Source organism: Bdellovibrio sp. KM01, assembly GCF_013752535.1.
Classification (GTDB): Bacteria; Bdellovibrionota; Bdellovibrionia; order Bdellovibrionales; family Bdellovibrionaceae; genus Bdellovibrio.
On record NZ_CP058348.1, the window covers coordinates 376,482 to 402,468 of the forward strand.

The following is a 25,987-nucleotide window of genomic DNA, read 5'->3' on the forward strand; positions in this document are numbered from 1 at the left end:
ATTATCATAGGTTTATATTATTAAGGTTGGCAGCAGAAATGCGTTCTTCGGACCAATTAATTGTATTCAGGATGATTTCACGAACCTTTACCCAGTCGCTTAAATCTGCGGGAACAATCAAGCCGCGCAGATCGAAACTCATGAACTCATAGGATTTATATTCTGTGGTAAAGATCACGCGGATGGCGCCAGTTGAGGGGTCATACTTCGAGGAGTAAGGGATCGCTCCATGCATGATTCGAGCTTTGATCTTCGCAAGCATTTCCTGGGATTCCGCCGAGAAACGCTTCAGGTTCTGGACCTTATCTTTAACCACAACGTCGCGGTATTTCTTGATTGAATCAAGGGCCGAACTGGTTAGTCCTTGAGTGATAAGATCCAGATCGCGTTGTGCTACGATTCCCGGGTCAGTCAGTAAGTGGTAGTCGTTAAGATGTGTTTCAATTTCATCAACACGGAAATAGTTTCCGTAATTTACCGATCTGCGGCCTTCGGAGTTCATCAGCTCGATACGGCCCAGACTCATTTTGCCCAGACGAACTTTTTCGTGCTCCACCGAGTGAAGCTGTTCGTGCTGAAGGGTGGAGGTGATTCCCATCAAATTTAATCTGAACACATGGGGACCCACGAAGATTGTTTCGTTTTCGTAGTGGCCAAAGTACTTATAGTTATAAAGATACAGTGGATCCAGAATCACGGGGACTGAGGTTTCAGTCAGTGACTTTGAAATCGCATCACCTTGTCCGGACCCACGCAACTGGTAACGAGTGTAGGTGACGGATTGGCCTTTAACTATTAAGGAAGTGGGAAGCTTTTTAAATGTGATGTCCGCAACCTTGAAATAGCTCTCGTTTAAAGCCTCGATTTTTCTTAGCTGTTGAATAAGGTCTTTGCGCGCAGCTGGGCCTTTTCTTTTCAGTGTTTTTACGACAACATCGGTTTCCTCACTCAAGCGATCCAAAGCTGAATAGCTGGAGGCGCACAGAAACCTGCCGCAATTTTGGCTCGCCATTGCCGAGTTCTTTGACAATAGGATCGCGCTAATAAGGATTAAAGCCTTAAAGACCCAATTCATGATTTTTAGTGGAGCAAGGGGGATGCCAGAAGATGTCTCATAATGAGTCAATTTGCTCGCGCATCTCTTTGATCTCGGTATCCGTGGCTTTGCGTTGGTTCATTGATTCAAACAGGGCAAGGGTTTCCTCGAACATGGTTTGTTTCGGGTCTTGACTCGTCAGTTGATCGATTTGCCCGCCGACTTTGTCTAATGCCTGCATCGCCGCTGCAAAGGCTTCGTCACGTTTGCGGATTGTTTCAGGATCGTTCTCGCGCTCTTTTATTTTATGATTGATTTGATCTTCGATCTCTTTCTGAAGATCGGGGAACGTATTGTATAAAACCGCAATCATCACAACCATAGCGGCTTTCCCGTAGATGCGTGATACATCGTTGTAGATATCGACAGCGTGGTCCTGCCGCATGGACTTGCCATCCAGGGATTTATTGATTTTGGGAAGGTTCAAGGGAAGCCCCAAAATTCCTGATGAAGCGATTTTCTTGAGGTTGATGCGTGCCTTTTGTAAAGTGGTTGGATTTGTGAAGCCAAGCTCTTTAAGAATGCCAGCAAGGCCATCGTTCAACAGTCTTTGTTCTGCAGTTCTTTCTGCCCAACTCGAGATGGTCTCAATGCGACTGAGCTCGATAGATTTACCCAGTCCAATCCAAGGTGACTGACTTAGTAAGTAAAGTTGAGTTACGAATTGCCTGCGCAGAAATGGATCTTGGAGATCCGCGATTTTGGATCTGGATAATAGGCTGTTCAATTCGCGTAAGCGCATGACTTTCAAATTTAATAGGCGAGCCGTCCATCTTTCGCTGGAAGCGGGAAGTGTTTTATCAATAATGGCAAGTTTTGTTTCGAGTCGTTTCAAATCTTTGTTTGTAAGATTTAAATCCTTAGATGGTGTCGTTCTGACATGCCAGTAAAGTTCAGCGTCAAACTTGTTCACGACTCTTGGAGTAAGAAGAGTGCGGATAAATTCACTGGGTTTCGAAATCTCGGAGGTAAAGACGGAAGAGCACAATTCAGGACGCGCCAAGGACTGTAGACTGAATCCAAGTATCAAAATTGAAATTAGAATCTGTCTGACAGTCCTCATTGCAACCACCTATCTAACAGTTAAAGTCGCTTCAGCGGCTTCAATTCTTGCATTCAGGTCAGAAATTTTAGCTTCCAGTTCTACGACTTGGTCGTTCGTCAAAGCGACGCCAATTTGGGCTAGGCCAGCAGTCAAACCCGAAGCCGCAGCGATAAGACCATAAAGGAAAAAGTTTTTGTTGGTCTCAGTTTTATAATTAATAACAGTCATTACGCTTGCCACGCCAGCCGTGGCGATTGAAATATTGCGAGTCCATTTAGAAGCCTGATATCCGAATCTGCTTTGTTCCTTATCAAGCTCTGTGCGCATGTCAGCCAATTGAATTTTTAGGTTGTTCAATTGCTCGCGTACTTTTGCATTTTCAAGACGCTTTTGAGTAATAGCTTGTTGAATAGTCATGTTTTGAGCGGTTGCGAATTGGGGAGCTGCAGCTGCTAACATAACTACTGACATTGCGATTCTAATAGCCTTTTTCATATTTCTTCCTTTGTTTGGGTTGTGTTTCGAAAGTGGTTATAGCAAGCGCTGTGCCCGCTTTTGTGCTCACGTTGAGCTCAAAAGTGAATTTCAAAACCATTTTTGTTCAAAGTTCTTGAAAGGAATTCGAAAAGCACCTAAAGCTCACTGAGTGAATTTGGGAGGATGCGTGGGAAAAAACTTTTACTTAAAGTTAACAAGTCTGATTTTATTTGTGTGCACAGCTGTAGCCGGTAATGGCGATATTGGTTCTGTCGGCGATGCAGCTCCCTCCAACGTGACATCGACCAGTCAATTAATTAGACAGTACAGTCCGCAAAGTGATGCTCTGACGATTCAAGATCTTTGTTTGATGTTTGATTCTCCAAAAATCGTTTGGGGAAAATCAAGATTGAGATGTGTACAACGTGCAAATGGAATTTTGGAGATTCGCGGCTATACCGAGCGTGGCACATTGTCAGTGTTCGCGAATCCCAACGATATGACGGTGTATGAGGCTTTTGGTGCAGACGATATCCAGCAGTACTGCAACAACCTAGATCAAGGATTTCGAATTCATTTGGAATGGGTCTATACGGAGTCAAAGCGTGTTGGCGGAGTTCCTGTGCAGCAAGGCTATTTTAAAGTAGATGCTTACCTTACGAGCAAAGATCAGACTTTGCGCGTAGGGTATTACGACTATTTACAATAAGGTCCTGAGCTCACAAATGAGCACAGAATTGTCATTGATCAAGTGAGGTGGGCTTGCTGAAAATAATCAAAATGAAAGACACCCTGGTTAAGCCGAATATCTTTGATCACATTGATATAGGTACCTATCTGCAAGCTCACTATCAGTTTCGTAAGAAGAACACGAAAGGTTTTTCTTACGAATCTTGGGCCAATGATCTTGATATTAAAAGTAGGTCCTTGCTGCGAATGATGGTCACGGGTAAACGCTCGGTCACCAGAAATTTTGCGCAAATCATTGAAAAGTCTCTCGAGTTAAATTCCCAAGAAAGAAAGTACTATTTCCTGCTGGTCGAATATTGTCGCGCGGAAAGTGAAGAGCAAAGAAATTCGCTGTGGAAAAAAATGGTGGTCCTTATGGACAGTCATTTGCCAGCGGAACATATTTCTCATGCGGGATTCATTTCGTCTCATCTCTTGCCCAAGATTCAGACCCTTTTGACCTTTGAAGATCTGTTGAAGACCTCAGAGAATATCGCGGAAGTACTGGGAGCTCCGGTGCAACAGGTTGAAAACTGTCTGTTGCAGTTGCAGGAGCTTTCGTTGGTGAGCCGCTCGGAAAGTAATCCGTTGGAATGGGTCACGGATATCAAGCGATTTAAGGTCCCAGATTCAATTCAGCATGAATCGTTAAAGAATTACTATATTAAAGCGTTTCAGGATTCGATTGATGCCATACAATTGCCGCCTGAAACTCGCAAATTCAGAAGCTTGTTGATTCCGTTAAATAAAAAGGAATATGCAGAGGTTTTGGAGAAGTTAGAAGACGCCTTCCGAGAGATTTTGCATCAGTATAAATCGGAAACTTTGGAAGGTCGCAGAGTTTACCAGTTGAACACAAGTCTGTTTCCGCTCAGTAAATAAGGTTAAGAGAGCCAAGCCATGTGGCTCTCAGTCATTAGGATTCAAGAACGAAGTCCCAGCGGATCTTCACAGTGCCATCACCTTCGATGATGCCTTTCGGAGGATTCGGGAATGGTGCAGCCGCGCGGAAGGCCTCAATGGCAGCATCATCCAAATCGCGAACGCCGGAATCACTCATCACCTGGACATTTACCAGAGTGCCTCTGTCATTCAGTACGATCATAAGTTTTGTCACACGGTCTTGGCCAGTCGATGCCGGAGCTCGACCTTCTTTAAACATTTTCGAAAGTTTTTCGCGCACGCGGCCTTCCCAGTGTTGGGCCAATTGGCGGCGGATGCGGTTATAGTACGAGTAGTACTTAAACTCACGCGTGTTCAACATCGTCTCAAGACCCTGATCGACATCTTTCAAATAGTCATTGGAGCGGCTGGTGTCAGCGCCCTCTTTCGCGATGTCTTCGTTATTACCCCGACCAAGGCCCTGGCCTTGTTCCGTGTCTTGATCTTTTTTACGATCAGCTACTTTTTGGCGTTCTAAGGCCTCTGATGCATCAAAAGATTTAAACAAATCGCGGACGATTTTTTCTTTCTGCTCAGGTGTAGCTTTCGCTTCAGCCTTGGCAGTGGATTTAATTTTACCATCACCTTTTGGTCCAGTTTTTTGAGGCGCGGCTTTCTTGATATTCTGGAATTCGCCGTGCTCTTTTGCTACTGACTGCTTGGTAACGGTTTGGTTTTTCGCACTCAAAAAGCGTGAATCTACTGGCTCGGCCTCGTTAAGGGAGTTTTCGCTTTGCTCTACAATTTGATTTTTAGGAACCGTCGGTACTGGAACTTTCTTAATCTGACCAGCTTCCTGTGCCTCTACCAGCTTTTGCATTTCCTCGGGCGTAAGCAAATCAATGCTGACGCTTTCCTGTTTAGGAAACTTTTGCTGAAGAGCCTCTACCAAATAAAATGCGCCGAACACCAAAATGTGGACTGCGATGGAGAGCAACACATACTTTTTGAAAGACGGTGACTTCTTCATAGAACCTCGCCTCTCCTATCGGTATTATGACACCTGATAATGAGGAACAGGTGAGCCAGTATTTAATTATTCGACAGAGGTCTAGGGCCGGACTTTGACGTATGAAAGGCTTTAGGGGAGAATGTAACTTCTATGAAATTTGACTGCTGGTATTTAACAGATAAAGGCCTCAGACGTGAATCAAATCAAGACTCATGCCTCGTCAACAAGGAGCTTGGACTCTTTGTTGTCGCCGATGGAATGGGTGGACACTCTGGCGGCGAAGTCGCTTCCAGCATGGCTGTGGAGACGGTTGAAGAAATCATGCTTCAACCGGGATCAGCAAATCGCTCACCCCGCGAGATGATTCAGCATTCGTACGAAGAAGCTTCGCGTAGAATTTTTGATAAAGCGGCCAACGAAAGACCCGAGCTTTCCGGAATGGGAACGACGATGGTGATGGCTTATTTGCGTGGCAATCACCTGTACGTAGGAAATGTGGGGGATTCGCGCTGCTACATGTATAAAAAACCGCAGCTTTGGCAGATCACTGAAGACCATTCTTTGATCAACGAGCAATTGCGCGCTGGTGTGATGAGTGAAGAACAAGTTCGTCAGTTCGTAGGTCGAAATGTGATCACCCGCAGCGTGGGATACGAGAGAGAAACGTATCCCGATATTGTCGAAAGAGAAATTGCTCCCGGTGAAATGTTTTTGATGTGTTCCGATGGCCTTTCTGGTTTGGTTGAAGATCAAAAAATTTGCGACATCATCAATAAAAATAAACCTGACAAAGTAGTTAAAGCCTGTGTAGAACAAGCACTGGCAAATGGTGGTGACGACAATGTCACCGTTATGTTGATTCATTTTTACGAGTAAGCGGTTAGTGGATAGGGGAATTTTTGGATAAAAAGAAAGTCACGCTATTTATAGTGAGTAACCAAACGGGCAAAACCCGTAAATTGGTGCTCTCTGCAGCCTGGCTGAAAGCCGTGTCCTTTATTTCCGCGGTCGTAATCATTATCTTTGCAGCGGGTATGGTCGATTATTTTGGTTTGCTTTTGCAAGCCATGGAAAATAAACGACTGAAAGCCGAAAATGCTCAACTCTCAAAGCAATTCCAAGTGGTTGAAAGTAAAGTCAGCGCCTTGGAAAACTCTTTGGAGCGTGTAAAAACATTCACGACAAAATTGAAATTGATCACCAACGTCGATGCGGAAGACCGTATTACGAAGCTGACGATGGGACCAAAGCCGGCTCCAAATCAGCCGGTCGAGGAATACGAACCAATGGAATCCCGTGATGACGGCGAGGGATTGGCTCAGCAGGACGCGACGTTTGCTAATAAAAAACCTTTGAACGATCAGGCGGGTGAACTTGCGAACGAAACGGCAGACAAAGATTACGCATCTTTGGTTATCCGTATCGAAAAGGCAGTTAAAGAAACTCAGCTGAAAGAACAATCTGTCATCGACTTGTGGGAAAGTTTATCAGAGCGCCAAAGCTTGCTGAACGCTACTCCGAACATGAAGCCTGCCAAAGGTTGGATCACGTCTCGTTTTGGTTACAGAACTTCGCCGTTTACGGGAAAAACAACTTTGCATGCGGGTCTTGATATCGCCGCAGCGCCGGGTTCACCAATTTATGCACCAGCAGATGGTGTCGTCATCTTTGCAAGTTATGATGAAGGCTACGGTAAGTTAGTAAGTATCGACCACGGTTTCGGTGTAACAACTCGTTTCGGTCACATGTCACAGATCTATGTTCAAGTCGGTCAGCGTGTGAGCAAATGGGACGTTGTCGGCGCTGTAGGTAATACGGGTCGATCAACAGGACCTCACTGTCACTACGAGGTTCGCATCAACGGAACGCCAGTCGATCCAATCAATTACATCCTCGACGAATAAGTCGGGGCGGTTCGTGAAAAGCGGCCAATCGACTGCGTTGTCGGGTGCGGTCCTCGCTCCGACGTGCCTGGGGCACGCCTGCGCTGTGGTTCGCTCCCTCCGCCTTGCGCTTGACCACTTTTGACGAACCTTTGGTTTTGTTTTTTTTGGCTGGCCCTGTGGGCGCCGCTGCTTTGTTGTAAGGCACATGGATTTTATCTTTTTAGGCTCCTACAATTTTGATGTGGGGGTTTTATGATTCTCCGAATTTGCTCATCTTTGATATTGTTTTCTTCAGTATCTTTGGCGGCTTTGCCTCCGCAGTTTGCGGATTGCATGAGTACTGAAGTCAGCTCGGCTTCGGTTTATGATGTGAAAGAGATTGCGAAGGTCGCAAAGGTTAATTACTGCCAGAATCAGATGGGATTAACGAACAAGATTGATACGATTGATCTGCTTAAAACGGGCAATGCAAATATTGGGATTTCGGTCGCTAAGACAACTTACACACGTGAAGATCTAGCCGAGATTTCAAAGTCTGGTACTTACGTTTTGTATGTCGATAGCAATCGCATCGCGAAAGAATATTTAAATACTCTCGCTGGGCAGGGAGTGCAGATGGTGGTGATGAGTGCTACCGCAGGGTTAAGCCAAGCGGATTTGTTGGCTTTAGCCCGAGTCCGTCCCTTTGTTTACAACGTAAATTCAGCGGTCATTAAAGAAGACGTGATAGCTTTGGTTCAGGCGGGCGTGACTGTGGTTTTTCGCTCGAATACGTCGGGATTAAGCCGCGAACAGATCGTTGAGATCGCTAAGGTGAACCCGTCTCTGGTGACGCTTTCACCTTAGCATTAAATTTAGATTATAATGAAGTGCTGCAGTTCAAACGAGTCATGCGATCATTTAACAACATTGCCTGCTTATAGTAAGACTGCAATTGCTGTTGAGTGGTGCTGATTGTGGAAATAGTACCACTAAGCAACAAGTCCCCTGCGCAGTATTTAATGATTTTTTTATCCATAGAGTTATCAAGAACACCAGAAATCATATCACACATAACCTGCACAGTTCCCAAGTGATCCCAAGCTGCCGTGTACTGCACGTAAGTTTGTTTAAGCGTCTTACAAATAAGGGCGCGCTTTTCTTCGTTGATGTGCTTATTCTGCGGGATTAAGTTCGAAAGAGCTGCCGCTTGTGCTTTGTCCTCTTTAAACTGCTGGCCAATAACCAGCATTTGCGGGTCATTGATCTGTGATATGTGTTTACGAATGTCTGCCGCTGATTGCGTGATATTCATAGCAATAGTTTGCAGGTCTTTAATGCCTCTGTTGTAGGAAGCCATTGATTGGTCGTAGATACCAACTGTGTATTTCAACCATGACCATACTGGTGCGACACCGCTGCCCCCTCCGAACAATCCCACTTTAATGGAATCAGCACCCTGGATGATGTTCGAACGATTTACGATGGAGTTATCTTTCGCAAGTTCTTCCATTGCGTATTTCACGCGGTCAAATGTCTTGCCTTCGTCGCGAGCGCGCTCAGCATCGCTTTTTTTGCCGCCGTTGTTCGCCAGGTTTGAGCCGGCAGGTCCGTCAACGATGATATTTTCAATTTCCGTCAAAGTTTTCTTGATGCTTGTAATCCATTCTTTTGTATTGGACGCGCAGTTGCGAACTTCGTTTGGATTTCTTGTATTTGCTTTTGCGATTTCGCTTTCGTAGTATTTAATCGTGTTGATACGGCCTTCAACATTCACGCGCTTAATTTTTTTCGTTTGATCCAAATTAAGTGCATCTTTTAAATTCGCGAAAATAGACGCTGGAAAGTCGAAATCTGCTGATTTCATACGAGCTAAATCTTCCAAAGCTGAACGGCCAAAGAAACAAACGCTCATGTCACCGCCATCAGCTTCACCATTGTAAGCCGCTTCAAGATCCTTAAAATCTTTGATGTCTTTGATGTATTGAGCTTTCACTTGGTCAAATTTCGTGTTTGAAACAAGGTTTGTGAACGTTGAAAGCTTTTTGTTATTCAAGCTTGCTTTGTAAAGCGGAAATTCGGCTCTTAATGAATTTCTGAATTCATTAAAACGGTTTTCAGCAGTCAGCTGAAGATACGTTACCTTTTTAGAGATTTTGATGTACTGACATGTGTTTTGGAAAACAGCCATGCGTTGATCCTGCAAGGACATATCAATCGTTTTATTTTCCATGACCTTTGTAAGCGCTGTAATACCTTTTGTCGCGACCGCACCACCCAGAACGAATGGAAGAGCCGGTGCCAGGGCTGCATTCATAGAAACCGCGAACAATGCCATTGGAGCTAAACCATCCAACAGTTCGTTGAATGCCAAAAGTGCTTTACCACTCTTCATAGAGTCGGAACCACATTTACTATTTAGGAATGAGTTATCACCCAGAATATCACCGATAGTCGTGGTCGCATTCATGGTATTTGTCATCGCATCAGAAAGTTCATTGTAGTTTACTTCTGTGCCTGGGCTGGCATTCATAATCTTTTGCAAAACCTGAACGTTTTGCATCACGCTTTGGCTGTTTTTCTGCAATTGATCAGCAGATGTATTTCCAGAACAAGCGGACTTCGTCGTGATCTCGCGATTCATATCAGTAATTGCTTGCATCAAAGCCGCTTGCGAGCTGTTTTCAAATAAATTACATGCAAACTCATCTGCAACTTTCACAGCTTTCATCGTCGGGCGACTGCCGTTGTTGTTGACGGAAGAGTTATTGTTTGAACCATTCTGATTGGTATTTTGGTTCGGTCTGTTATTGCTATTATTATTGTTGTTGTTGTTTTGATTTTGGTTGTTTCCGCCAGTTTGTGGGCGAGGCAGTGGTCCAAGGCGGTTGCCACCTTGATTCTTATTTCCGTTAGATTGCTGGTTGCCACCGGCTTGTTGGTTTCCTTTGTTGCTACCATTATTAGGTAGTTGCGGGCCAACTTGTGAACCATCACTATTATTAGTTGATCCCGTCGCCGGAGTTTCAGCGATATCGAACAGATCGATAGGGAAATTACTTGGAGCGTTCTCCGCTGCAAATACTTTTGTAGGCATTTGCGGCGCCAAGAATCCAATTGAAAGAATGGCTGCAAGGGCACATCTTTTAACGTTCACTTTATTCATAGAGAACAACTCCATCTTCTGTCTAACAAATCAACGACTAACAATTTCTGCTGGTCAAATTCCGCTACTTTCCACCAAGTCTTCTGCTCTAAGCATTTGAAAAGACTTAGTTCCGATAGCGATTCTGAACGGCAAATTCATCAGCCGTAACAACAGTTGCAAAAGGTGTCCCAGGTTGAAACAGACCGGTTTCTTGGTGTCATTATGACGACAGCTGCAGCGATTAAAGGCACCTTTTGCACCTGGAATAGAGGAGCGCTTGGTTATTTGCTTTTGATCTCAAATATAAGGGGAGTTTAGGATCTAAGATTGGAACGCAATTTGTATAGGAATAGAGTCATGGGATACATTTGGTCCTTCCTATTTTTTGTTTCATCATTTTTATGCGCCGGAAAGTGCATGGCTGGTGTTGAGCTTTCAACGACCAAAAAACTGGTAATCCCAGTTGATAATGTGACTCCCAAGATTACTGCTCAAGACGTCAATAAAGTTATTCCTACCGATAATTTGGGTGCAGAAACAACTTCCACAATGATGGGCAGAATTGCGGATAGATCATTTAATCTATGGTTCAATTCTGACGTCGTTCAAGAAAGTATCCTGGGTCGAGTTGTTCAAGAGACTCAAGAAACATTAAAAACAGATGTTGTTGTTCCAGCAGCTTCCAAAACCGGAACCTCCCATAAATTTTCATTTAGAGTCGAGGCATTCCAGGCTCTCGCAAAGATGGAATATAAAGGTTGGTTGAATGCGGCCGTGAATTACAACGCGCGTGCAGCAGAAACAGACGTCCAAGTTAAAGAGCGTGTCTTCTCTGACAAAGATCTTATCGTCAGTCACAAGGGAACAAGCCGCGACAGTCTAGCTATGATAGGCCTTGCTTGGCAGTGGTAATGAGCATACGCTTATGCCATGGAAAAAATCGTATTTATCTCCGGAAAAAGAACTCCATTTGGCGCCTTCGGCGGATCTCTTAAAGATGTTTCAGGTACAGACCTGGGCGTAGCAGCAGCTAAAGCCACACTTGAAGCCGCAAAAGTATCTCCTGAAAAAATTGATCACGTGGTATTTGGCAATGTTGTCCAATCGGGCGCAGACGCCGCATATCTTCCTCGTCACATCGGTTTGAAATCAGGAGTTCCAATTAATGTTGGAGCACTGGGTGTGAATCGTCTGTGCGGCAGCGGTTTTCAATCTTGGGTAAATGCGGTTCAAATGATTCAAACGGGTGAAGCCACGGCAGTTCTTGCGGGTGGTGTTGAACAGATGTCGCAAATTCCTTACGTTGCCAGAAAAGTTCGTTTCGATGGAATGCGCATGGGGAACTTCGAACTTGAAGATATGATGACCTCTGCATTGACGGATGCCTACGCGGGAACACCGATGGCGATCACTGCAGAAAATCTGGCAGTGAAGTATTCTATCACTCGCGAAATGGTAGATAAATATTCAATACAATCTCAAACTCGCTACAAAGCCGCTTTTGATAAAGGTTACTTTGCAGAGGAGATCGCTCCGGTCACAGTGGAAACTCGCAAAGGTTCTGTTGTTATTGAAAAAGACGAACATCCAAAACCAGATTCTACATTGGAAAAAATCGCTGCGATGAAACCGATCTTTAAAAAAGACGGTGTCGTTACGGCAGCGGGTGCCTCCGGTATTGTCGACGGTGCTGCTTGTTCATTGTTGATGGGTGAAAGCAAAGCGAAAGAGTTGGGCTTGAAACCTTTGGCGCGTATTGTAAGTTATGCTTCCGTCGGTTGTGAGCCAAGCATTATGGGTATTGGTCCTGCAGGTGCGGCTCGCATGGCTTTGCAAAGAGCTGGCTTAACGTTAGAGCAAATGGATTTGGTTGAAGTGAATGAAGCTTTCGCAGCTCAGTACTTGGCTGTAGAAAAAGAATTGAAACTAGATCCGGCTAAAACAAATGTAAATGGTGGTGCAATCGCAGTAGGACATCCATTGGGTGCTTCCGGAACTCGCATCATGAATCACCTGGTTTATGAACTTCACCGCAGAAATGCAAAATATGCGTTGGGTTCTGCATGCATCGGTGGCGGCCAAGGTATCGCCATCATCATCGAAAAAATCTAAAAGGTACGCCGTACCTTTTGGGGGTGCGGCGTGTAAACTGTAGCAATTTTCTCTTAGGATCATCATGGACAATGGATTGAATTTACACCAAAGAGTGGCCTTGATCGCAGGGCCGATGACAACGACTGTTTCTAGCATTGTGATGACCCTGACCAGAATGGGTGCCGATTGTGTGATCTTAGATCCAGATAAAACGGTGGCTTCGCCTTTTATCAATCAAATCAACGACGCTCGCGAGATCAGTGATAAATACGGTCGCGCAATGGCGATTCAGACGGAATTGAAAACACCGGAGCAAATCAAAGATGCTGTTGGCAAAGCCGCGACTACCTTCGGTGGTTTGGATATTTATATTGATGCCAACATGATGCAAAAACCGTCGCCGATTCGTATGGACGGTGGCATTGATTTGGTGGACGAAATGTTAGATCGTCATTTGAAGCTGCCGTTGATGCTGACTCAAGCGGTGATTGGATATCTGAAAAGCCGCAAAAAAGGCCGTATCATTTATCTTTTGAATGATTCTCCAGTCGCAAAAATCAAAGAAGATGTGATGGGGCATGGTGTGCGCTCGGGGCTGATTGATTTCGCAGGAGCTTTGGCGAAACAAACTTCTGAATTCAACGTCACAGTGAATACTCTGACAGTGGCTTTAACGGAAGAATACATCTTGGCTCATGATCCAGAATCTAAATCCATCAAAGAAGCGATGGAAAAAATGAAGCTGATCGATCCGTCATTGAAAATCACAGAAGCAGATAAGATCTCTCAAACTGTGGCATTCTTGGTAAGTCCAATGGGTGCGACAATGAACGGTCAAAAGTTCTCCTTGTCGTAATAGGGCCTTGCGATGAATCTGATATTCCGTCTGATTTATACTCTCTTGTTCTCGCGCTTTCGTTCAAAAGTTGGCGCGTTGGACGAATGCTTAACTCCCTACCGTTGCTGGCCGACGGACTTGGATGTTCTTCGTCATATCAATAATGGTGTGTATTTCTCTCTGCAGGATTTGGCTCGTGTGGACTTTATGATCCGAATGGGAGCCATGCCTAAGATGAACGCGAACGGTTGGTACCCCGTTGTCGTGGCAGAACGCATGCGTTTTAAAAAATCTATCAAGCCTTTTCAAAAGTTCCACATCAGCACACGATTGGCTTATTGGGACGATAAGTACACTTATATCGAGCACAAGTTTATCGTTAAAGGGGAGCCGGTAGCCTTTGGTATGATCCGCGCACGGTTCTTAAAAAAATCAGGTGGGCTTGTGGCTACGGAAGAGTTAATCAACTTAGTGGGAGTGACGTCGGAGCGACCTGCTCTATCGGATCATTTAAAAGCCTGGATCGATGCCGAAGACCGTCATATCGAAGCGGTTGTTCCACCGAAAAAATAATAGCTAAAGATTTTTTAGCGTATCGCGATGACGTGATAGACGTGCCAGAACTTATCGGGGCCTGTGGCGGTTTTCCCCATTTCTTTGTCTTCGGCAAATTTGATTGTGGGAAATGATTTTAGCATTTCGCGAATTTGCTCTTTCGTATGTCCCGTGCACATACCATTTTTTACCCAGTCGTCTTCAGGGCCAAAAAAGTTTGTTGCGAACACACACTTTTCACCGAAAGATGAATCAATCACTTTCCAAAACTGAGGGAATGCGTCGGCCTTGCAGAACGGAAGACTAAGAGCTGAATATACCAGTGATGCTTTTGGCAGATTTATTAGATTTTCGAATTCTGATTCAACAATATCGAGCTTAGAGTTTTGCTCCGGGGAGAGTTGGGCCTTAAGCATCTGGATGCCTTGGGATTCTTTCTCAACAGCAGTCACAGACCAACCTTCATTTAGAAGGTGAAGTGTATCAATGCCCGGTCCTGATCCCAATTCAATGGCTGTCTTGGGCATGTCTTCTGAAACTTCCCTAAGAGCGTTTAAAAGCAATTTTCTGACCGGGCGATTCTTGATCTTTTCAAAATATTCGCTCCACGACATCGTAAGCTCGTTAGATTTTAATTGTGCGAAGGATTTTATCTGCGCGTTCGAACTCTTCAGGGGCGACGTACAGACGATCGATGATGCGCGTGCCTTCGTAGCGGCGGAAGATCTCCGTCGATTGATTGATTGGGGTCGGGTGGCTCCAAGGATCTAATTGGTCGACGACGAAAATTTGTGAAGCGCGCTCTTCCGGAGAAGCGGAGTGATACTTTGACAAGCGTGCGTGCGATGAAGCCCAGATCACTTCCAAGCCTTCTTTTTCCAAAGCTTTCTTCACCATTTCGGGACGATCAGACTCGGTCGTATTATGCTGCTCTAGCAAAACCTTGAAGGGACGACGTTGGGCAATTCTTTGTGCCCATGGGTTGCTCACCGAACGCAAATGCTCGTGTAAGCGATAGTCATTGTACAACGTGTATTCGTCGATATTACCGGGTAATTGGAATGTGCAGTCCGGAGACGTTAAATAGCGATTCAACATCTCTTCGTAGATAATTGATTTATGATGCCCGTAAACCATCAAATGCATGTGGTGACGAGAGATCAAGAAATCGTCGAAGGAGTACAAAGCTCGGCGATTCAAAGCTAGATATAATTTATCTTCCACACGGTGGAAGGTCATGTTTTGAATCAACCAGTGAGAGTCAATTTTACCGTAGTTTGTTCCACAGAAGTAAGAGTCACGCTCTAAGTAATCCATGCGATCCGCATCGATTTCACTTGAAACCAACTGCGAAAGAATCGGGCGGAAGTCCACGCCATTATCGATAAAGAAATCATCCGGGCAGTGCAAAGCCTTATCAATCAAGCAGGCGATATAAATCGGTGCGATATCAGAGAAGTTTTTTTCAATCGTCGTAGAGATATTGGAATCAGTGACATACTTGATTGTGTAGTCCTCATGATTCGCACGGCGATTTTTATACATCACCGTATGTGCGGCATCTCCGTACTTAAGCTCTTCATCATAAAGTTTGATTTTAAGCTCAGATAATTGTGGCATCACCGTTTCAGTCGTATGCGATAGAGGACCGTGACCCACATCGTGAAGCAACGCTGCCAAGCGAACAGTTTGGCGCAAGCGAGTTTTCACAGAAGGCTTTGAAAATGGATAGATGCGGAAGATAGAATCAAAAACTCTTCCCACCATATGCGCAACACCGACGGAGTGTAAGTACCGATTGTGTGTAGCACCAGGGAAACTCATCTCGGAGAAACCCAGTTGTTTGATCGCGCGAAGACGTTGGTATTCAGCGGTGTCTAAGATAGCTACTTCAGGCTCTGCATAATAGATCGAACCGTGAATGGGATCTCTGATTTCCACTAAAAACCTCCGCGATTCCCGAAGGTACGCCGTACCTTTTGGGGGTGCATTGCGCCATGGGCGGCGCATTTCAGCTATATATATGTAGGTTGGAGCGGTTGGTGTCAATTAAAGCGAAACGGCGATTTACGGACCGGCGACAAGGTTACTAGCGATAGTTGATAGTCCATAAGCAAGGCCCAGATATTGATGGCATGGCTCATTATGCCTAGAAAAAAATTCCAACCGAACTCTGAGTTTCCTTATCACGTACGGGCGCGTACAACGAATAAAGATTGGTTCGAGCTGCCATTGGACGTGGTTTGGTCCATCTTTGCAGACTACCTCCACTTTCTCTGGAGAGCGTATGATGTCCGAATACATTCATTTGTTTTAATGAATAACCACTTTCATATGATTGTTTCTACTCCGGATGCAAATTTGGATGAGGCAATGAATTATTTGATGAGAGAGGTGAGTAAAAGAATCGGTGAGAGAGTGGGACGCATAAATCAAATTTTCGGCGGCCCTTACAAGTGGTCGCTTATCAAGGATGATATCTATCTACACCATGCCTATAAATATATTTATAGAAACCCTGTCGATGCGGGAATGATTTCTAGAGTGGAAGAGTATCCATTTTCCACTTTAAGGGGGCTTTTGGGTTTAGATTACCTCCATATCCCCACTTATGATCCTTTAGATATAGGACGGGAGCTGAACTCCCAGCTTAATTGGTTGAACCAGGCCTATGCGCCGGACGAGCGTGAGACAATTAAGAAGGCTCTTTCAAAAAAAGAGTTCAGATTTACCCGCGACGATAAAACAAGAAAAATGCCAATAATTACAATTACTTAAGTAACTAATATTGACGCGACGAACCCCCAAAAGGTACGGCGTACCTCCGGGCTTTGGGCTAGTTTTGCACTTTTTTGAGACGTATCACTTTAGGAATTTTGAGACACACCGATCAGTAAGGGGAGAGATGAACTACCCAACGGCACCAGTAAGGTGCCTCGAGTTTCAAGGATCGAAACTCGGTAAATCTTCAAGGAGGAGGAATTATGGGTTTACGTATTAACACGAATACAGCTTCGTTGAATGCACAGAGAGTTCTGTGGGGCACGAAGATTGGTCTTGATAAGAGCATGGAAAAGCTTGCTTCAGGATTCCGTATCAACCGCGCTGGTGACGATGCAGCCGGCCTCGCGATTTCTGAGAACTTAAAAGCTCAGGTGCGCGGTCTAAAACAAGCATCACGAAATGCTCAAGACGGTATCTCCCTAGTCCAAGTGGCTGAGGGTTCGATGAATGAGATCTCTGGGATCTTGATTCGTTTAAGAGAATTGTCTGTACAAGCAGCTTCTGACACGGTCGGACCGACTGAACGTCAGTTCCTGAATGTGGAGTATGATCAATTGGTATCTGAGATCGATCGTATCGCAGAAGGTACAGAGTTCAACGGAACTCAACTTTTGGCGGGTGTCGGTTCTATCTTGGACTTCCAAGTAGGTACTAGAAATAATCCTGAAATCGACCGTATCTCTTTCGATGCTTCTAAAGCTGACGCAAACTCTGCGGCACTTGGTGTAAACTTGACGTCTGTAGCTGATAAAGCTTCTGCGCAAAATGCACTAGCAGCAATCGATACAGCAATCGTAAGCGTTTCCGCGATGAGAGCTGACTTCGGTGCGATCCAAAATCGTCTTCAATCAACTGTTTCGAATATCCAAGTTTCAGTTGAGAATATGTCAGCCGCTAACTCTCGTATCAGAGATGTGGATGTAGCTGAAGAGACATCTGAAATGACTAGAAATAATATCTTGTTGCAAGCAGGTACTAGCGTACTAGCACAAGCGAACCAACAAGCTAACGTAGCACTTGGACTCTTGAACAAATCTTTCCAAGGTTAATAGTCTGATGAACTTATCCTAACAAGGATGCTAGGGTAAGTTCCGACTCTGACCACGAAAGACCGGTTCCCGATCTTATCTTCAATGATCAAGATCACCCTCAAGAGAACTCTCATCTATGATGTAGAGTTCCGAGTGTAACAAGCCCGAAGCTCACTTTACGAGCTGACAATTGATCTCTGTTTCCTGCGACGTGCCCCCTACAGAAATGTGGGGGACCACATTTCCGAAAATGGAAAAGTCGACAATCGAAAATCGATTGGGACGGGGAGTTTCGATTTATACTTTCAACGAAGTCTTCGTTGAATTGCGACGTTCTTGTCGCTGATCTTTTCTGTGTGCCATGCACACTCGACATTGTTCTAAAAATTTCCCTTAGATAAAAATTAAAAAATTTGAATGAAACTGGACTCGAGTGACTTCATTTTTTTTCCGATGAGAATAGCGTCAGCTTTTCGCAAGCAGACAGATTATTAATTTAACAGACGCACGGATCGCGTCTTATGCCAATGGATGGCAACACTTCACGGAGGAAGAAACATGATACACGGAGGATAGAGTGGGATTAAGAATTGGTACAAACGTGTCAGCGTTGAATGCACAAAAAAACCTGTACATGACACGAATCAACGCAGATAGATCAATGGCAAGATTGGCTTCTGGACAAAGAATCAATCAGGCTGCAGACGATGCTGCGGGACTTGCGATCAGTGAGAATTTGAAGGGTCAAATTCGTGGTATGCGCCAAGCTAATAGAAATGCCAACGATGGTATCTCTTTGGTTCAGGTTGCAGAGGGTAGCTTGAATGAAGTTTCCAATATGCTTATCCGCTTGAGAGAGTTGGGTGTGCAGGCTTCATCTGACACTATTGGTAACACAGAAAGAAAGTTCCTGGATGTCGAGTATCAACAATTGAAGTCTGAGATTCAGCGTGTAACTGAATCTACGAAATTCAACGGATACGAGCTTCTGAACGGAACGGGCGGAATGATTGATATTCAAGTTGGTGTTAACAATGATCCATTCCAGGATCGTATTAGCTTCAACGCCGGTGCAGCGAATTCATCGCTGGACTCCTTGGGATTGACTGCGGAATCAGTTGGTACCAAAGAAGGCGCTCAAACGAGCTTGAGCTTAATCGATGGCGCTTTGACTTCGGTAAATGCGATTCGTGCGAACTTCGGTGCGCTACAAAATCGTCTGGTTTCAACATCCAATAACTTGTTGATCGCAGATGAAAACTTGTCAGCAGCGAACTCTCGAATCAGAGATACTGACGTGGCAGCAGAGACTTCTGAGATGACAAGAAATAACATCTTGTTGCAAGCAGGTGTGTCTGTATTGGGTCAGGCGAATCAGTCCCAACAATTGGCACTGAAGCTCTTGGGCTAATCGCTGTAAATAACGAAAGTTTCTATTAAACCCCCGGTGGTAAAAGCCTCCCGGGGGTTTGTTTTTTGTTTCAATTGATTTTCAAGACGCCAATTTTCGCAAAAAGTCAGAATAAACGGTTGCTTCATGGCTGCAAATTTGGAATTTAGAGCCATGAACAAAATCGCCGTAATTTTACTTAGCTGCCTGACTTCTTTTTCAGCATTTGGTTTCTGGGATTTGAACGACGTTTCTTACCTGATGCCTCTTCCCCGCAAAGTTGGCCAAGACCAACTTTTAAGCCTGAAATCAAACGGTGCGGGTGGGCCGATTCTGCCAGTTCGTTTTATGGATACGATTCCGCCACTTTCTCCGGTAATGACTCAAGATCAGACCAATGAAGCTTTGCGTGTGGTGGCAATGCGTATTGATCCTTGTTTCCCACTTCCCACTCCACAAAATTGTCAGCGCCAATTGCGTTTGGTGTGGCAACCTTTGGAAGATGGTCGTTTTAAATCTCAAACTGTCGATGCGGCTCTTCACTCTTTTTATGTTTTGACAGATGAAGAGTTCATTTCTTTGTTGAATGACCTGCAAAATTGGAAATTTAAGTACCAGATGAATACGACAGGATTGCCTTTGCAGGTTCATCCGGTATGGGCTCACGTTCAGGAAAATCACTCATCAATTGCGGATTTCAATAACATCGTTTTAAAGTATGCTGGATTGAAAAATCTTTCCCGCGTGACGGCGATGGTTCTGCGTGGTGCAGGTGACATGTGGGCGTTCGGTGGTTTTGACGTCAAGGGCGGTAAGCTTCAGATGTTCAAAATTCATCGCACAGATCGCGCGGCACAGGCCTTTATCAATCGCGCCGTGCCGGCAGACCACTTTGATCAGGGCATGATTTCTCCAGCGCCTGCGGGCGACGATACGATCAATAAGATCGTGGTAAATTCAGCGAATCTGCAAACAGGGAATGAAGACTTGATCCGTAAAGAAGTCTTTGCTGCCTATCGCATTGAAAATCCAAAAACCTTCCACGCAGAAAACATGGATTGTGTGAGTTGCCACGTGGCTCAGACGGCGCGCGAATGGGCTTTCAGAAAACGTGCTGACATCAATTATACAGATCTGTTTCAAGCGACAGCCTATCAAAATGCAAAATATAATATGCAGAACGTCACTCCAATTCTGGGTCATACACAGAACATTCGTGCGTTTGGATACTTCATCGAAAACGTAGCTATCAGCCAACGTGTGATTAATGAGTCTGCTGAAGTGGCAGATATCATAAATCAATTTGTCTCTTCCCAACGATAATTATCAGTCCAGTTTTAAGCTACATTGAAAGGCGACAGAAGTGTCGCCTTTTTCATGTCTTTCATCCACCGACTTGCGTCCCTCTCCTAGATAGTTCCGAATAAGAGCTACACAAAAAGTATATTTCCAATCAAGGAAGATAAAAGGAGAGATTCATGAAGAAGCTGCTCGTTGTATTAGCTGTAGGTTTAGCAGGAATGGTCGCGAAAGCGGAAACTGCAGATATGTCTATGATGACCGATGACGTATCGATGCAAGGTGGTCACACTTGGGTGTGTGGTATGCACTTTAAAGGTGTTTCGAAAGGTTTCAAAATCATCGCAGGTAAATTCAAAACAACTGCGTATGGTACTTTGAAATGTACTAGTTTCAACGGGACAAAATGGAGCCGTCCTGTGAAAATCACAATGGGCGCTCATTGTATTGGGCCTCAAGTGGGTCTTGGCTGGTTGAAATTCCACGGTATCGGTGGGGAGCTAAGTTTGTTCAACACCGATCCAGACGTAATCTTGGGCAAATACTTGGCAGTTAATGGTGACGCTGCTGTGATCATCGGTGCCGGTTCTTTCAGAGCAGTTAAAGTGGGTTGGCCACAACTTGCGATGAACATGTCTGTTAAATTGGATGCTGGTTTCGGTGCAACAGTTGGTCTTGACCACCTGTACATCTCTGAAAACGGTGGCGAAGTTATTGAACCACCAACTCCACACTAATCTTAGTAAGAGTAAAAATGAAAAGAGGATCTGTTTTGCAGATCCTCTTTTTTATTCGCTGATGGCTTCCGTGATATTTTCCCAAAGTACGGGATTTAAAAGCTCAGAACCAATCATCAGCACTGGTTCCGCGTCTTTCGCTTTACCGCGCTTAGCTTCTGTTGGTAGGTGGCCCGTTCCGCCGGTCTCGTTTAACCACGAACGACGTACTGACAAGGAATTCGAAACAAAGATATGTGGAAAGCGTTCCAATTCTTTTTTATTAGCGCGACCGTACTCAAAAGTACTCAAGACGGCATAGTTCTTGTTGCTTTCGATCAACTCCAGCTTTTGAAAGCCCAACTCCGTCAGGTATTTAAATTTTTGGCGCCCTGGAGATTTTGATGTGAAGATCAAATCCAAATTTCCCGAAAGAAAGTTGGCTTCAAGCTCATTCAAATCAAAAATATCCAGAGTAATCTTACTGACGCCGACTTCTTTAAAGCATTGACGGCAGGTGTTCATCGCAAAATCGGAAAGACCTTCCAACGTTCCAATGTGAAGTTCGCCTACCATTTGGTTATTGCTGATACCCTGAAGTTCCGTTTCCAGCCTGCGAATGGATTTTTCAAAAATTTCGGAAAGCTGAAAAGCGACTGCCGTCCAACCTGATTTTCTTTTCGCCGAGCGATCCAAAAGAACGATTTTAAGTTCGTCTTCGATTTTGGCAATAATTCTGGAAAGTTGTGGTTGGCTCAATCCCACATGAAGTGCGGCAGCGGAAAGATTCTTAAAGTTCACAGCTTTCGCTAAAATACTCATTTCATAATATAACTGCTGCATGTGAGTTCCTATGACTTCTTAATATAGTTAATGAAAGCAATAAATCCGATCCCCATCGCCAGGCCAAATCCAATAAAGCTCATGGTTGGAATGCCTGCGATATGGTTTTCTGTCGGATGAACGGAAATATAGGCGGAGCTTAAAATCAAAGAGCTGATAATCACGCCTAAGAATAAAAGATTAAAGGAAACCTCGATGGATTTCTTTAAGTCAGTGAGTTCCGCAACTTTTAAGCGGAAGGAGTGATCCGGACTATTAATTTTTCTAAAATAGAAATTCAACTGCCGCGGCAATGCGTTCAGGAAGCTGCGGGATTCGCGCGCAATTTGCGACATCTCATCCATCACTCTGGCTGGACCCAGTTGAGTTTTTGCCAGATCTCCAGCGAAAGCCAACGAGTACTGCAGGAAATCGAAATCTTTGTGAAGTTTTCGGCCAATACCTTCAATTGAAATAATAGATTTAAAGAACATCATAAGTTCCGTAGGAACTTTGATGTGATGTCTTGCTGCAATTCCTGATGATCTTAAAAGCAGTTTACCCAAATTAACGTTTTTAAGTGTCAATCCATAGTAAGGAGCGATTAGTTCGCGCAATTCCTTGGCGAATAGATCCACGTTCACCTGATCCGAGAAAGGAGCCAGGTCCACGTACTCAAACGCCAGGCGTTCGTAATCTTCAGTAGAAAGCGCCAAAAGCATATTGGCGATGGTCGCTTGAGTTCGTTTATTTAAACGACCCACGACACCGAAGTCGATCAGACCAATGTGATTGTCTGGCAGGATAAAGAAATTCCCGGCATGCAAATCACCATGGAAAAGCCCGTCTTCAAATACCATTTGCAGATAGGCTCCCAAAGCACGCTTGATCACCTCGTGGGAGTCGATACCTTCACGCATTGTGGGCTCTGCACTTAAGGGAACCCCAGGAAGAGCTTCCATAATTAGAACGCGCTCAGTGGAAAGATCTAAATGAACCCGTGGAATTTTAATCGTGGCATCGTCTTTAAAGTTTTCTTTGAAGCGGCGGATGTTATTTGCTTCCACGATAAAGTCCGTCTCAAGTTCCAGAGTTTTGAAATACTCTTGCACAATCGCTTGAGGATTAAAGGGACGACTTTCAGGAACGTAGGTTTCCAAAAGATCTGAAAGCAAATACAGTACATTCAAATCGTCATTAATCGTTTGAATAATGCCAGGGCGCTGAACTTTGATAACCACTTCTTCGCCAGTGGATAGGCGAGCTTTATGAACTTGAGCGATGCTGGCTGAACCCAGTGGTTCAGGGGCGATACTTGAAAAAGTCTTGTAAAGCATTTCACCGAATTCGTCTTTTAAGACACCCTCAATAACTGAAAAGGGCAACGGCTGGACACGGTCATGGAGTTTTTCGAATTCGTTGATATATGCTTCAGGAACCAAATCGGGACGAGTCGCTAAAAGTTGTCCCAGCTTTACGAAAGTGGGACCTAATTCTTCGAAGCTCATACGCATACGCTCTGGCATTGAATAGGTTTCAATGTCAGAGGATGCGTTCAGACGATCGATGATGAATCTACCGAGTTTTACCTTTTCCGCGACCTTGTGAAACCCGTGCTTTGCGAACACCCCGACTATCGTTCGAAGTCTGGCCGCGTTTTTTAGAGTCTTTCCGATTTGGCTTCCGGTCTTTAAGGCTGTCACTATTCTTCTCCGAGTTTTCGTCATTATCACGAAGTTTGCTTTGCTCGGCAAATAGCAATTTCTTACTTAACTTCGGTTTGTCCTGAGAATCTTCTCTGTTGGCTTTGCGTAACTCTGCCGGGCCCAGGATCATGCGGAGCAGACTCTCATCCGGTCCTTTTTTCTCTTGGCCCTCGTTAGCAGGACGGAATTGGAAAGCTTTCTGTTGCTTTTCTTCGCGTCCACCTTGCTCTTCACGTTTATCACCAAAGAAGCGTGATTTTTGATTTGGATTTCTATTTTCGGTCTGAGTCTTTTTAGGACCGCCACGTTCTTGATCGCGACGATTTTTTTGATCCTTATGACCTTTGCGATCTTCACGAACGCTGAAAGATTTTTCGTCCTTAGGTCCACGACGATCCGTCTGACGACGGTCATCACCACGACGGCGGTCTTCTCCGCCCCATTCGTTGTTTTGTTTTTCCTTCTTACGCAGACGATTTAGATACTTTTCTGCAGATTTAGCGGCAGGTGATTTACCTTCACCAGTTTCGTCGTCAAATTCTTCGGCCATTTCATCTTTAATTTCCATGCCGGCTTTAACAAAGTTAATTTGACCCAATTCAGGATCAGCTGCGGAAACTTGGATGCGGATGTTATCACCGATATTATAAGACATTCCTGAACGCTTCGCGATCAGGCGCAGGTTTTCTTCGTCGAACTCCCACTTGTCGTTGCCAAGATCATCGAGACGGACCAGTCCATCGATATCGTATTCACGTAGTAAGACAAAAATACCAAACTTGGCCACGGAACTGATCATGCCATCGAACTCTTGGCCCAGGAATTTTTCCATAAAACGGGCTTTTTTTATCGATTGAACCTGACGTTCTGCTTTTGTGGATCTTTGCTCGGCCGCTGATAAAATCGTTCCCGCTGACGCTAAATCATCTTCGCTCATCAAACGGTATTGATTGCTTTTCACCACTTGAGTTTTAAGCAGGCGATGGATGATCAAGTCAGGGTAACGACGGATCGGGGAGGTAAAGTGAGCATAGAATTCAAAGCCCAAACCAAAGTGGCCCACATTGTTCGGGCTGTATTTGGCTTGGCTCATCGATCTTAGTGTCAGAATATTTAGAATTTGGGCTTCGGGACGGTTTTCAAACTCTTCCAAAGCTTTCGTCAGACGTTTTTGCAATTTACCCTGACCCAGCTTCGTTTTACCACCGAAAGTTGCCATGTACTTTTCAAGAGTGCGAATGGCCATTTCATTTGGTGGTTCATGGATACGATAAAGAGCCGGAACGTTTTTCCCGTGAAGGAATTTTGCTACGCCAACGTTTGCAGCCAGCATCATCTCTTCAATCAGGCGATGGGCGAATAGACGTTCAGAACGTTGAATATCAATGGGTACACCCGCACCATCGATAACCAATTCGGTTTCAGGGATTTCAAGATCCAAAGAGCCTTCTTTAAATCTTTTCGCCATCAGAATCTTGGCAAGGTCGGCCAGGCGCAGAATATTGTCTTTTACATGGTTGAATTTTTCATCGCCATTGCCATCAATAACTTCTTGCGCTTGACCATAGGTCACGCGGGCTTTGCTTTCCATAACCGCTTCATAGAAATCGGATTTGGTCATTTCGCCGTTAAAATCGAATTGCATTTCCGCGACCATGCAAAGGCGGGGAACGTGCGGGTTCAATGAGCAAAGCCCGTTACTTAGGACTTCTGGAAGCATCGGTACCACAAAGTTCGGGAAGTAAACGGAAGTACCGCGCTCGTAAGCATCACGGTCAATGGCAGAGCCCGTTTGCACATAGTGACTGACATCGGCGATGGCTACGTAAAGAAGGAAGCCTTCGCTGTTCATTTCCACATAAACAGCGTCGTCGAAATCTTTTGCTGTTGCGCCGTCAATAGTAATCAAGTCAAGTCCGCGCAAATCTGTGCGGCCTTTATAATCTTTTTCTTCGGGAACTTCTTTAAAGCGTTTTGCTTCCTCTAAAGTATCTGCGGAAAATTCCTGAGGAATGTTAGAGGACAATATTACGCGTTTAATATCAGTTAAAGGATCTAAAGCGTCTCCAATGACAGAGGTCACTTTGCCGGTAAAGGACTTGCCGCTTTCAGGGTAAGTCAGAACTTCGGCTGCAACCAATTCCTTATCTTTTGCCTGCATGGAGTCTTCGATTTTGATCTTCAGATCCTGACCCCAGCCTTTGCCCTCATCGCGTAAGATTCCAATTTTATCGTTTAAGCGATAAAAGCGACCGACAAAAGTTTTTGTTCCTCTTTGAACGACACGAATGATTTCGCCACGGAAACGATCACTGTTTTTTTCAGGATAAACTTCGACGGTGACCTTATCGTTGGTCATCACGCCTTCCATAGAGTTGCGGGGAATATAAACGTCAGGGTGTTCCTTATCTTCTGGGATAAAGAAGCCGAAGCCATCTGGATGTCTTTTGATTGTGCCTGTAAGGATGGACTTTTTATGAGTGCTCAAGGTTGCTTCC

24 protein-coding genes are annotated in these 25,987 nt (G+C 44.7%); 14 read left to right on the forward strand and 10 right to left on the reverse strand.

Annotated features, from left to right (window positions below):
* Window positions 1-4: 4 nt before the first annotated feature.
* The 3 genes from HW988_RS01955 to HW988_RS01965 form a co-directional block, all read right to left on the reverse strand.
* Window positions 5-1,012 carry a hypothetical protein gene (locus HW988_RS01955; RefSeq protein ID WP_181606000.1) on the reverse strand — a complete coding sequence of 336 codons (1,008 nt, stop codon included), beginning with the start codon at window positions 1,010-1,012 and terminating at the stop codon, window positions 5-7.
* Window positions 1,013-1,112: 100 nt separating this feature from the next.
* A complete protein-coding gene (locus HW988_RS01960) occupies window positions 1,113-2,009 on the reverse strand; it encodes a hypothetical protein (protein WP_181606001.1) in 897 nt (298 codons plus the stop codon).
* Window positions 2,010-2,168: 159 nt separating this feature from the next.
* Entirely contained in the window at window positions 2,169-2,636 is a 468-nt protein-coding gene (locus HW988_RS01965) for a hypothetical protein (protein ID WP_181606002.1), read from the reverse strand.
* 169 nt (window positions 2,637-2,805) lie between these two features.
* Between HW988_RS01965 and HW988_RS01970 the strand changes: the two genes are divergently transcribed.
* Complete coding sequence (locus tag HW988_RS01970; protein ID WP_181606003.1) at window positions 2,806-3,327, forward strand: hypothetical protein; 522 nt, start codon at window positions 2,806-2,808, stop codon at window positions 3,325-3,327.
* 53 nt (window positions 3,328-3,380) lie between these two features.
* Window positions 3,381-4,229, forward strand: coding sequence for a TIGR02147 family protein (locus HW988_RS01975; RefSeq protein ID WP_220128787.1), 849 nt, complete (start codon window positions 3,381-3,383; stop codon window positions 4,227-4,229).
* Window positions 4,230-4,263: 34 nt separating this feature from the next.
* On the opposite strand, the gene HW988_RS01980 is transcribed toward HW988_RS01975, so the two are convergent.
* A complete protein-coding gene (locus HW988_RS01980; protein WP_181606005.1) occupies window positions 4,264-5,259 on the reverse strand; it encodes a TonB family protein in 996 nt (331 codons plus the stop codon).
* 132 nt (window positions 5,260-5,391) lie between these two features.
* Between HW988_RS01980 and HW988_RS01985 the strand changes: the two genes are divergently transcribed.
* The 3 genes from HW988_RS01985 (at window position 5,392) to HW988_RS01995 (ending at window position 7,973) form a co-directional block, all read left to right on the forward strand.
* Window positions 5,392-6,117 (forward strand): Stp1/IreP family PP2C-type Ser/Thr phosphatase, encoded by a 726-nt coding sequence (locus HW988_RS01985; RefSeq protein WP_142698765.1) that lies wholly within the window; start codon window positions 5,392-5,394, stop codon window positions 6,115-6,117.
* A 23-nt stretch (window positions 6,118-6,140) separates the two neighbouring features.
* Window positions 6,141-7,145, forward strand: a complete 1,005-nt coding sequence (locus tag HW988_RS01990; protein WP_181606006.1) for a M23 family metallopeptidase — start codon at window positions 6,141-6,143, stop codon at window positions 7,143-7,145.
* Between the two features lie 234 nt (window positions 7,146-7,379).
* Window positions 7,380-7,973, forward strand: coding sequence for a hypothetical protein (locus tag HW988_RS01995; RefSeq protein WP_181606007.1), 594 nt, complete (start codon window positions 7,380-7,382; stop codon window positions 7,971-7,973).
* Window positions 7,974-7,986: 13 nt separating this feature from the next.
* Here HW988_RS01995 and HW988_RS02000 read toward each other — a convergent pair whose 3' ends face one another.
* Entirely contained in the window at window positions 7,987-10,272 is a 2,286-nt protein-coding gene (locus tag HW988_RS02000; RefSeq protein ID WP_181606008.1) for a hypothetical protein, read from the reverse strand.
* Between the two features lie 399 nt (window positions 10,273-10,671).
* Here HW988_RS02000 and HW988_RS02005 point away from each other — a divergent pair, with 399 nt between their 5' ends.
* From HW988_RS02005 to HW988_RS02020, 4 genes are all read left to right on the forward strand, one after another.
* Window positions 10,672-11,166, forward strand: a complete 495-nt coding sequence (locus HW988_RS02005) for a hypothetical protein (protein ID WP_255490157.1) — start codon at window positions 10,672-10,674, stop codon at window positions 11,164-11,166.
* Between the two features lie 18 nt (window positions 11,167-11,184).
* Window positions 11,185-12,366: an acetyl-CoA C-acetyltransferase gene (locus HW988_RS02010; RefSeq protein ID WP_181606010.1), complete on the forward strand. Its 1,182-nt coding sequence runs from the start codon at window positions 11,185-11,187 to the stop codon at window positions 12,364-12,366.
* A gap of 76 nt (window positions 12,367-12,442) precedes the next feature.
* Window positions 12,443-13,204 (forward strand): SDR family oxidoreductase, encoded by a 762-nt coding sequence (locus tag HW988_RS02015; RefSeq protein ID WP_255490158.1) that lies wholly within the window; start codon window positions 12,443-12,445, stop codon window positions 13,202-13,204.
* Window positions 13,205-13,216: 12 nt separating this feature from the next.
* The gene (locus tag HW988_RS02020) at window positions 13,217-13,759 is read left to right on the forward strand and encodes an acyl-CoA thioesterase (protein ID WP_181606012.1); all 543 of its coding nucleotides are present in this window, start codon (window positions 13,217-13,219) and stop codon (window positions 13,757-13,759) included.
* A 14-nt stretch (window positions 13,760-13,773) separates the two neighbouring features.
* Here the strand turns inward: HW988_RS02020 and HW988_RS02025 are convergent, their stop codons facing one another.
* The gene (locus HW988_RS02025) at window positions 13,774-14,355 is read right to left on the reverse strand and encodes a methyltransferase domain-containing protein (protein ID WP_181606013.1); all 582 of its coding nucleotides are present in this window, start codon (window positions 14,353-14,355) and stop codon (window positions 13,774-13,776) included.
* 10 nt (window positions 14,356-14,365) lie between these two features.
* Complete coding sequence (locus tag HW988_RS02030; protein WP_181606014.1) at window positions 14,366-15,682, reverse strand: HD domain-containing protein; 1,317 nt, start codon at window positions 15,680-15,682, stop codon at window positions 14,366-14,368.
* 189 nt (window positions 15,683-15,871) lie between these two features.
* Here HW988_RS02030 and HW988_RS02035 point away from each other — a divergent pair, with 189 nt between their 5' ends.
* The 5 genes from HW988_RS02035 (at window position 15,872) to HW988_RS02055 (ending at window position 20,982) form a co-directional block, all read left to right on the forward strand.
* Window positions 15,872-16,519 carry a transposase gene (locus HW988_RS02035; RefSeq protein ID WP_181606015.1) on the forward strand — a complete coding sequence of 216 codons (648 nt, stop codon included), beginning with the start codon at window positions 15,872-15,874 and terminating at the stop codon, window positions 16,517-16,519.
* A 206-nt stretch (window positions 16,520-16,725) separates the two neighbouring features.
* Window positions 16,726-17,574, forward strand: a complete 849-nt coding sequence (locus tag HW988_RS02040; RefSeq protein ID WP_088616335.1) for a flagellin — start codon at window positions 16,726-16,728, stop codon at window positions 17,572-17,574.
* A gap of 559 nt (window positions 17,575-18,133) precedes the next feature.
* The gene (locus HW988_RS02045; protein WP_142698774.1) at window positions 18,134-18,967 is read left to right on the forward strand and encodes a flagellin; all 834 of its coding nucleotides are present in this window, start codon (window positions 18,134-18,136) and stop codon (window positions 18,965-18,967) included.
* A gap of 126 nt (window positions 18,968-19,093) precedes the next feature.
* Window positions 19,094-20,269, forward strand: coding sequence for a hypothetical protein (locus HW988_RS02050; protein ID WP_255490159.1), 1,176 nt, complete (start codon window positions 19,094-19,096; stop codon window positions 20,267-20,269).
* Between the two features lie 155 nt (window positions 20,270-20,424).
* Complete coding sequence (locus HW988_RS02055; RefSeq protein ID WP_181606016.1) at window positions 20,425-20,982, forward strand: hypothetical protein; 558 nt, start codon at window positions 20,425-20,427, stop codon at window positions 20,980-20,982.
* A gap of 51 nt (window positions 20,983-21,033) precedes the next feature.
* On the opposite strand, the gene HW988_RS02060 is transcribed toward HW988_RS02055, so the two are convergent.
* From HW988_RS02060 to rnr, 3 genes are read right to left on the reverse strand one after another with little or no spacing between them, the layout of a single operon-like run.
* The gene (locus HW988_RS02060; RefSeq protein WP_181606017.1) at window positions 21,034-21,804 is read right to left on the reverse strand and encodes a LysR family transcriptional regulator; all 771 of its coding nucleotides are present in this window, start codon (window positions 21,802-21,804) and stop codon (window positions 21,034-21,036) included.
* A gap of 8 nt (window positions 21,805-21,812) precedes the next feature.
* Window positions 21,813-23,411 carry an AarF/ABC1/UbiB kinase family protein gene (locus HW988_RS02065; RefSeq protein WP_255490160.1) on the reverse strand — a complete coding sequence of 533 codons (1,599 nt, stop codon included), beginning with the start codon at window positions 23,409-23,411 and terminating at the stop codon, window positions 21,813-21,815.
* Window positions 23,359-25,977: a ribonuclease R gene (rnr, locus tag HW988_RS02070; RefSeq protein ID WP_181606018.1), complete on the reverse strand. Its 2,619-nt coding sequence runs from the start codon at window positions 25,975-25,977 to the stop codon at window positions 23,359-23,361. Before rnr ends, HW988_RS02065 begins: the two co-directional genes overlap by 53 nt.
* Window positions 25,978-25,987 lie beyond the last annotated feature (10 nt).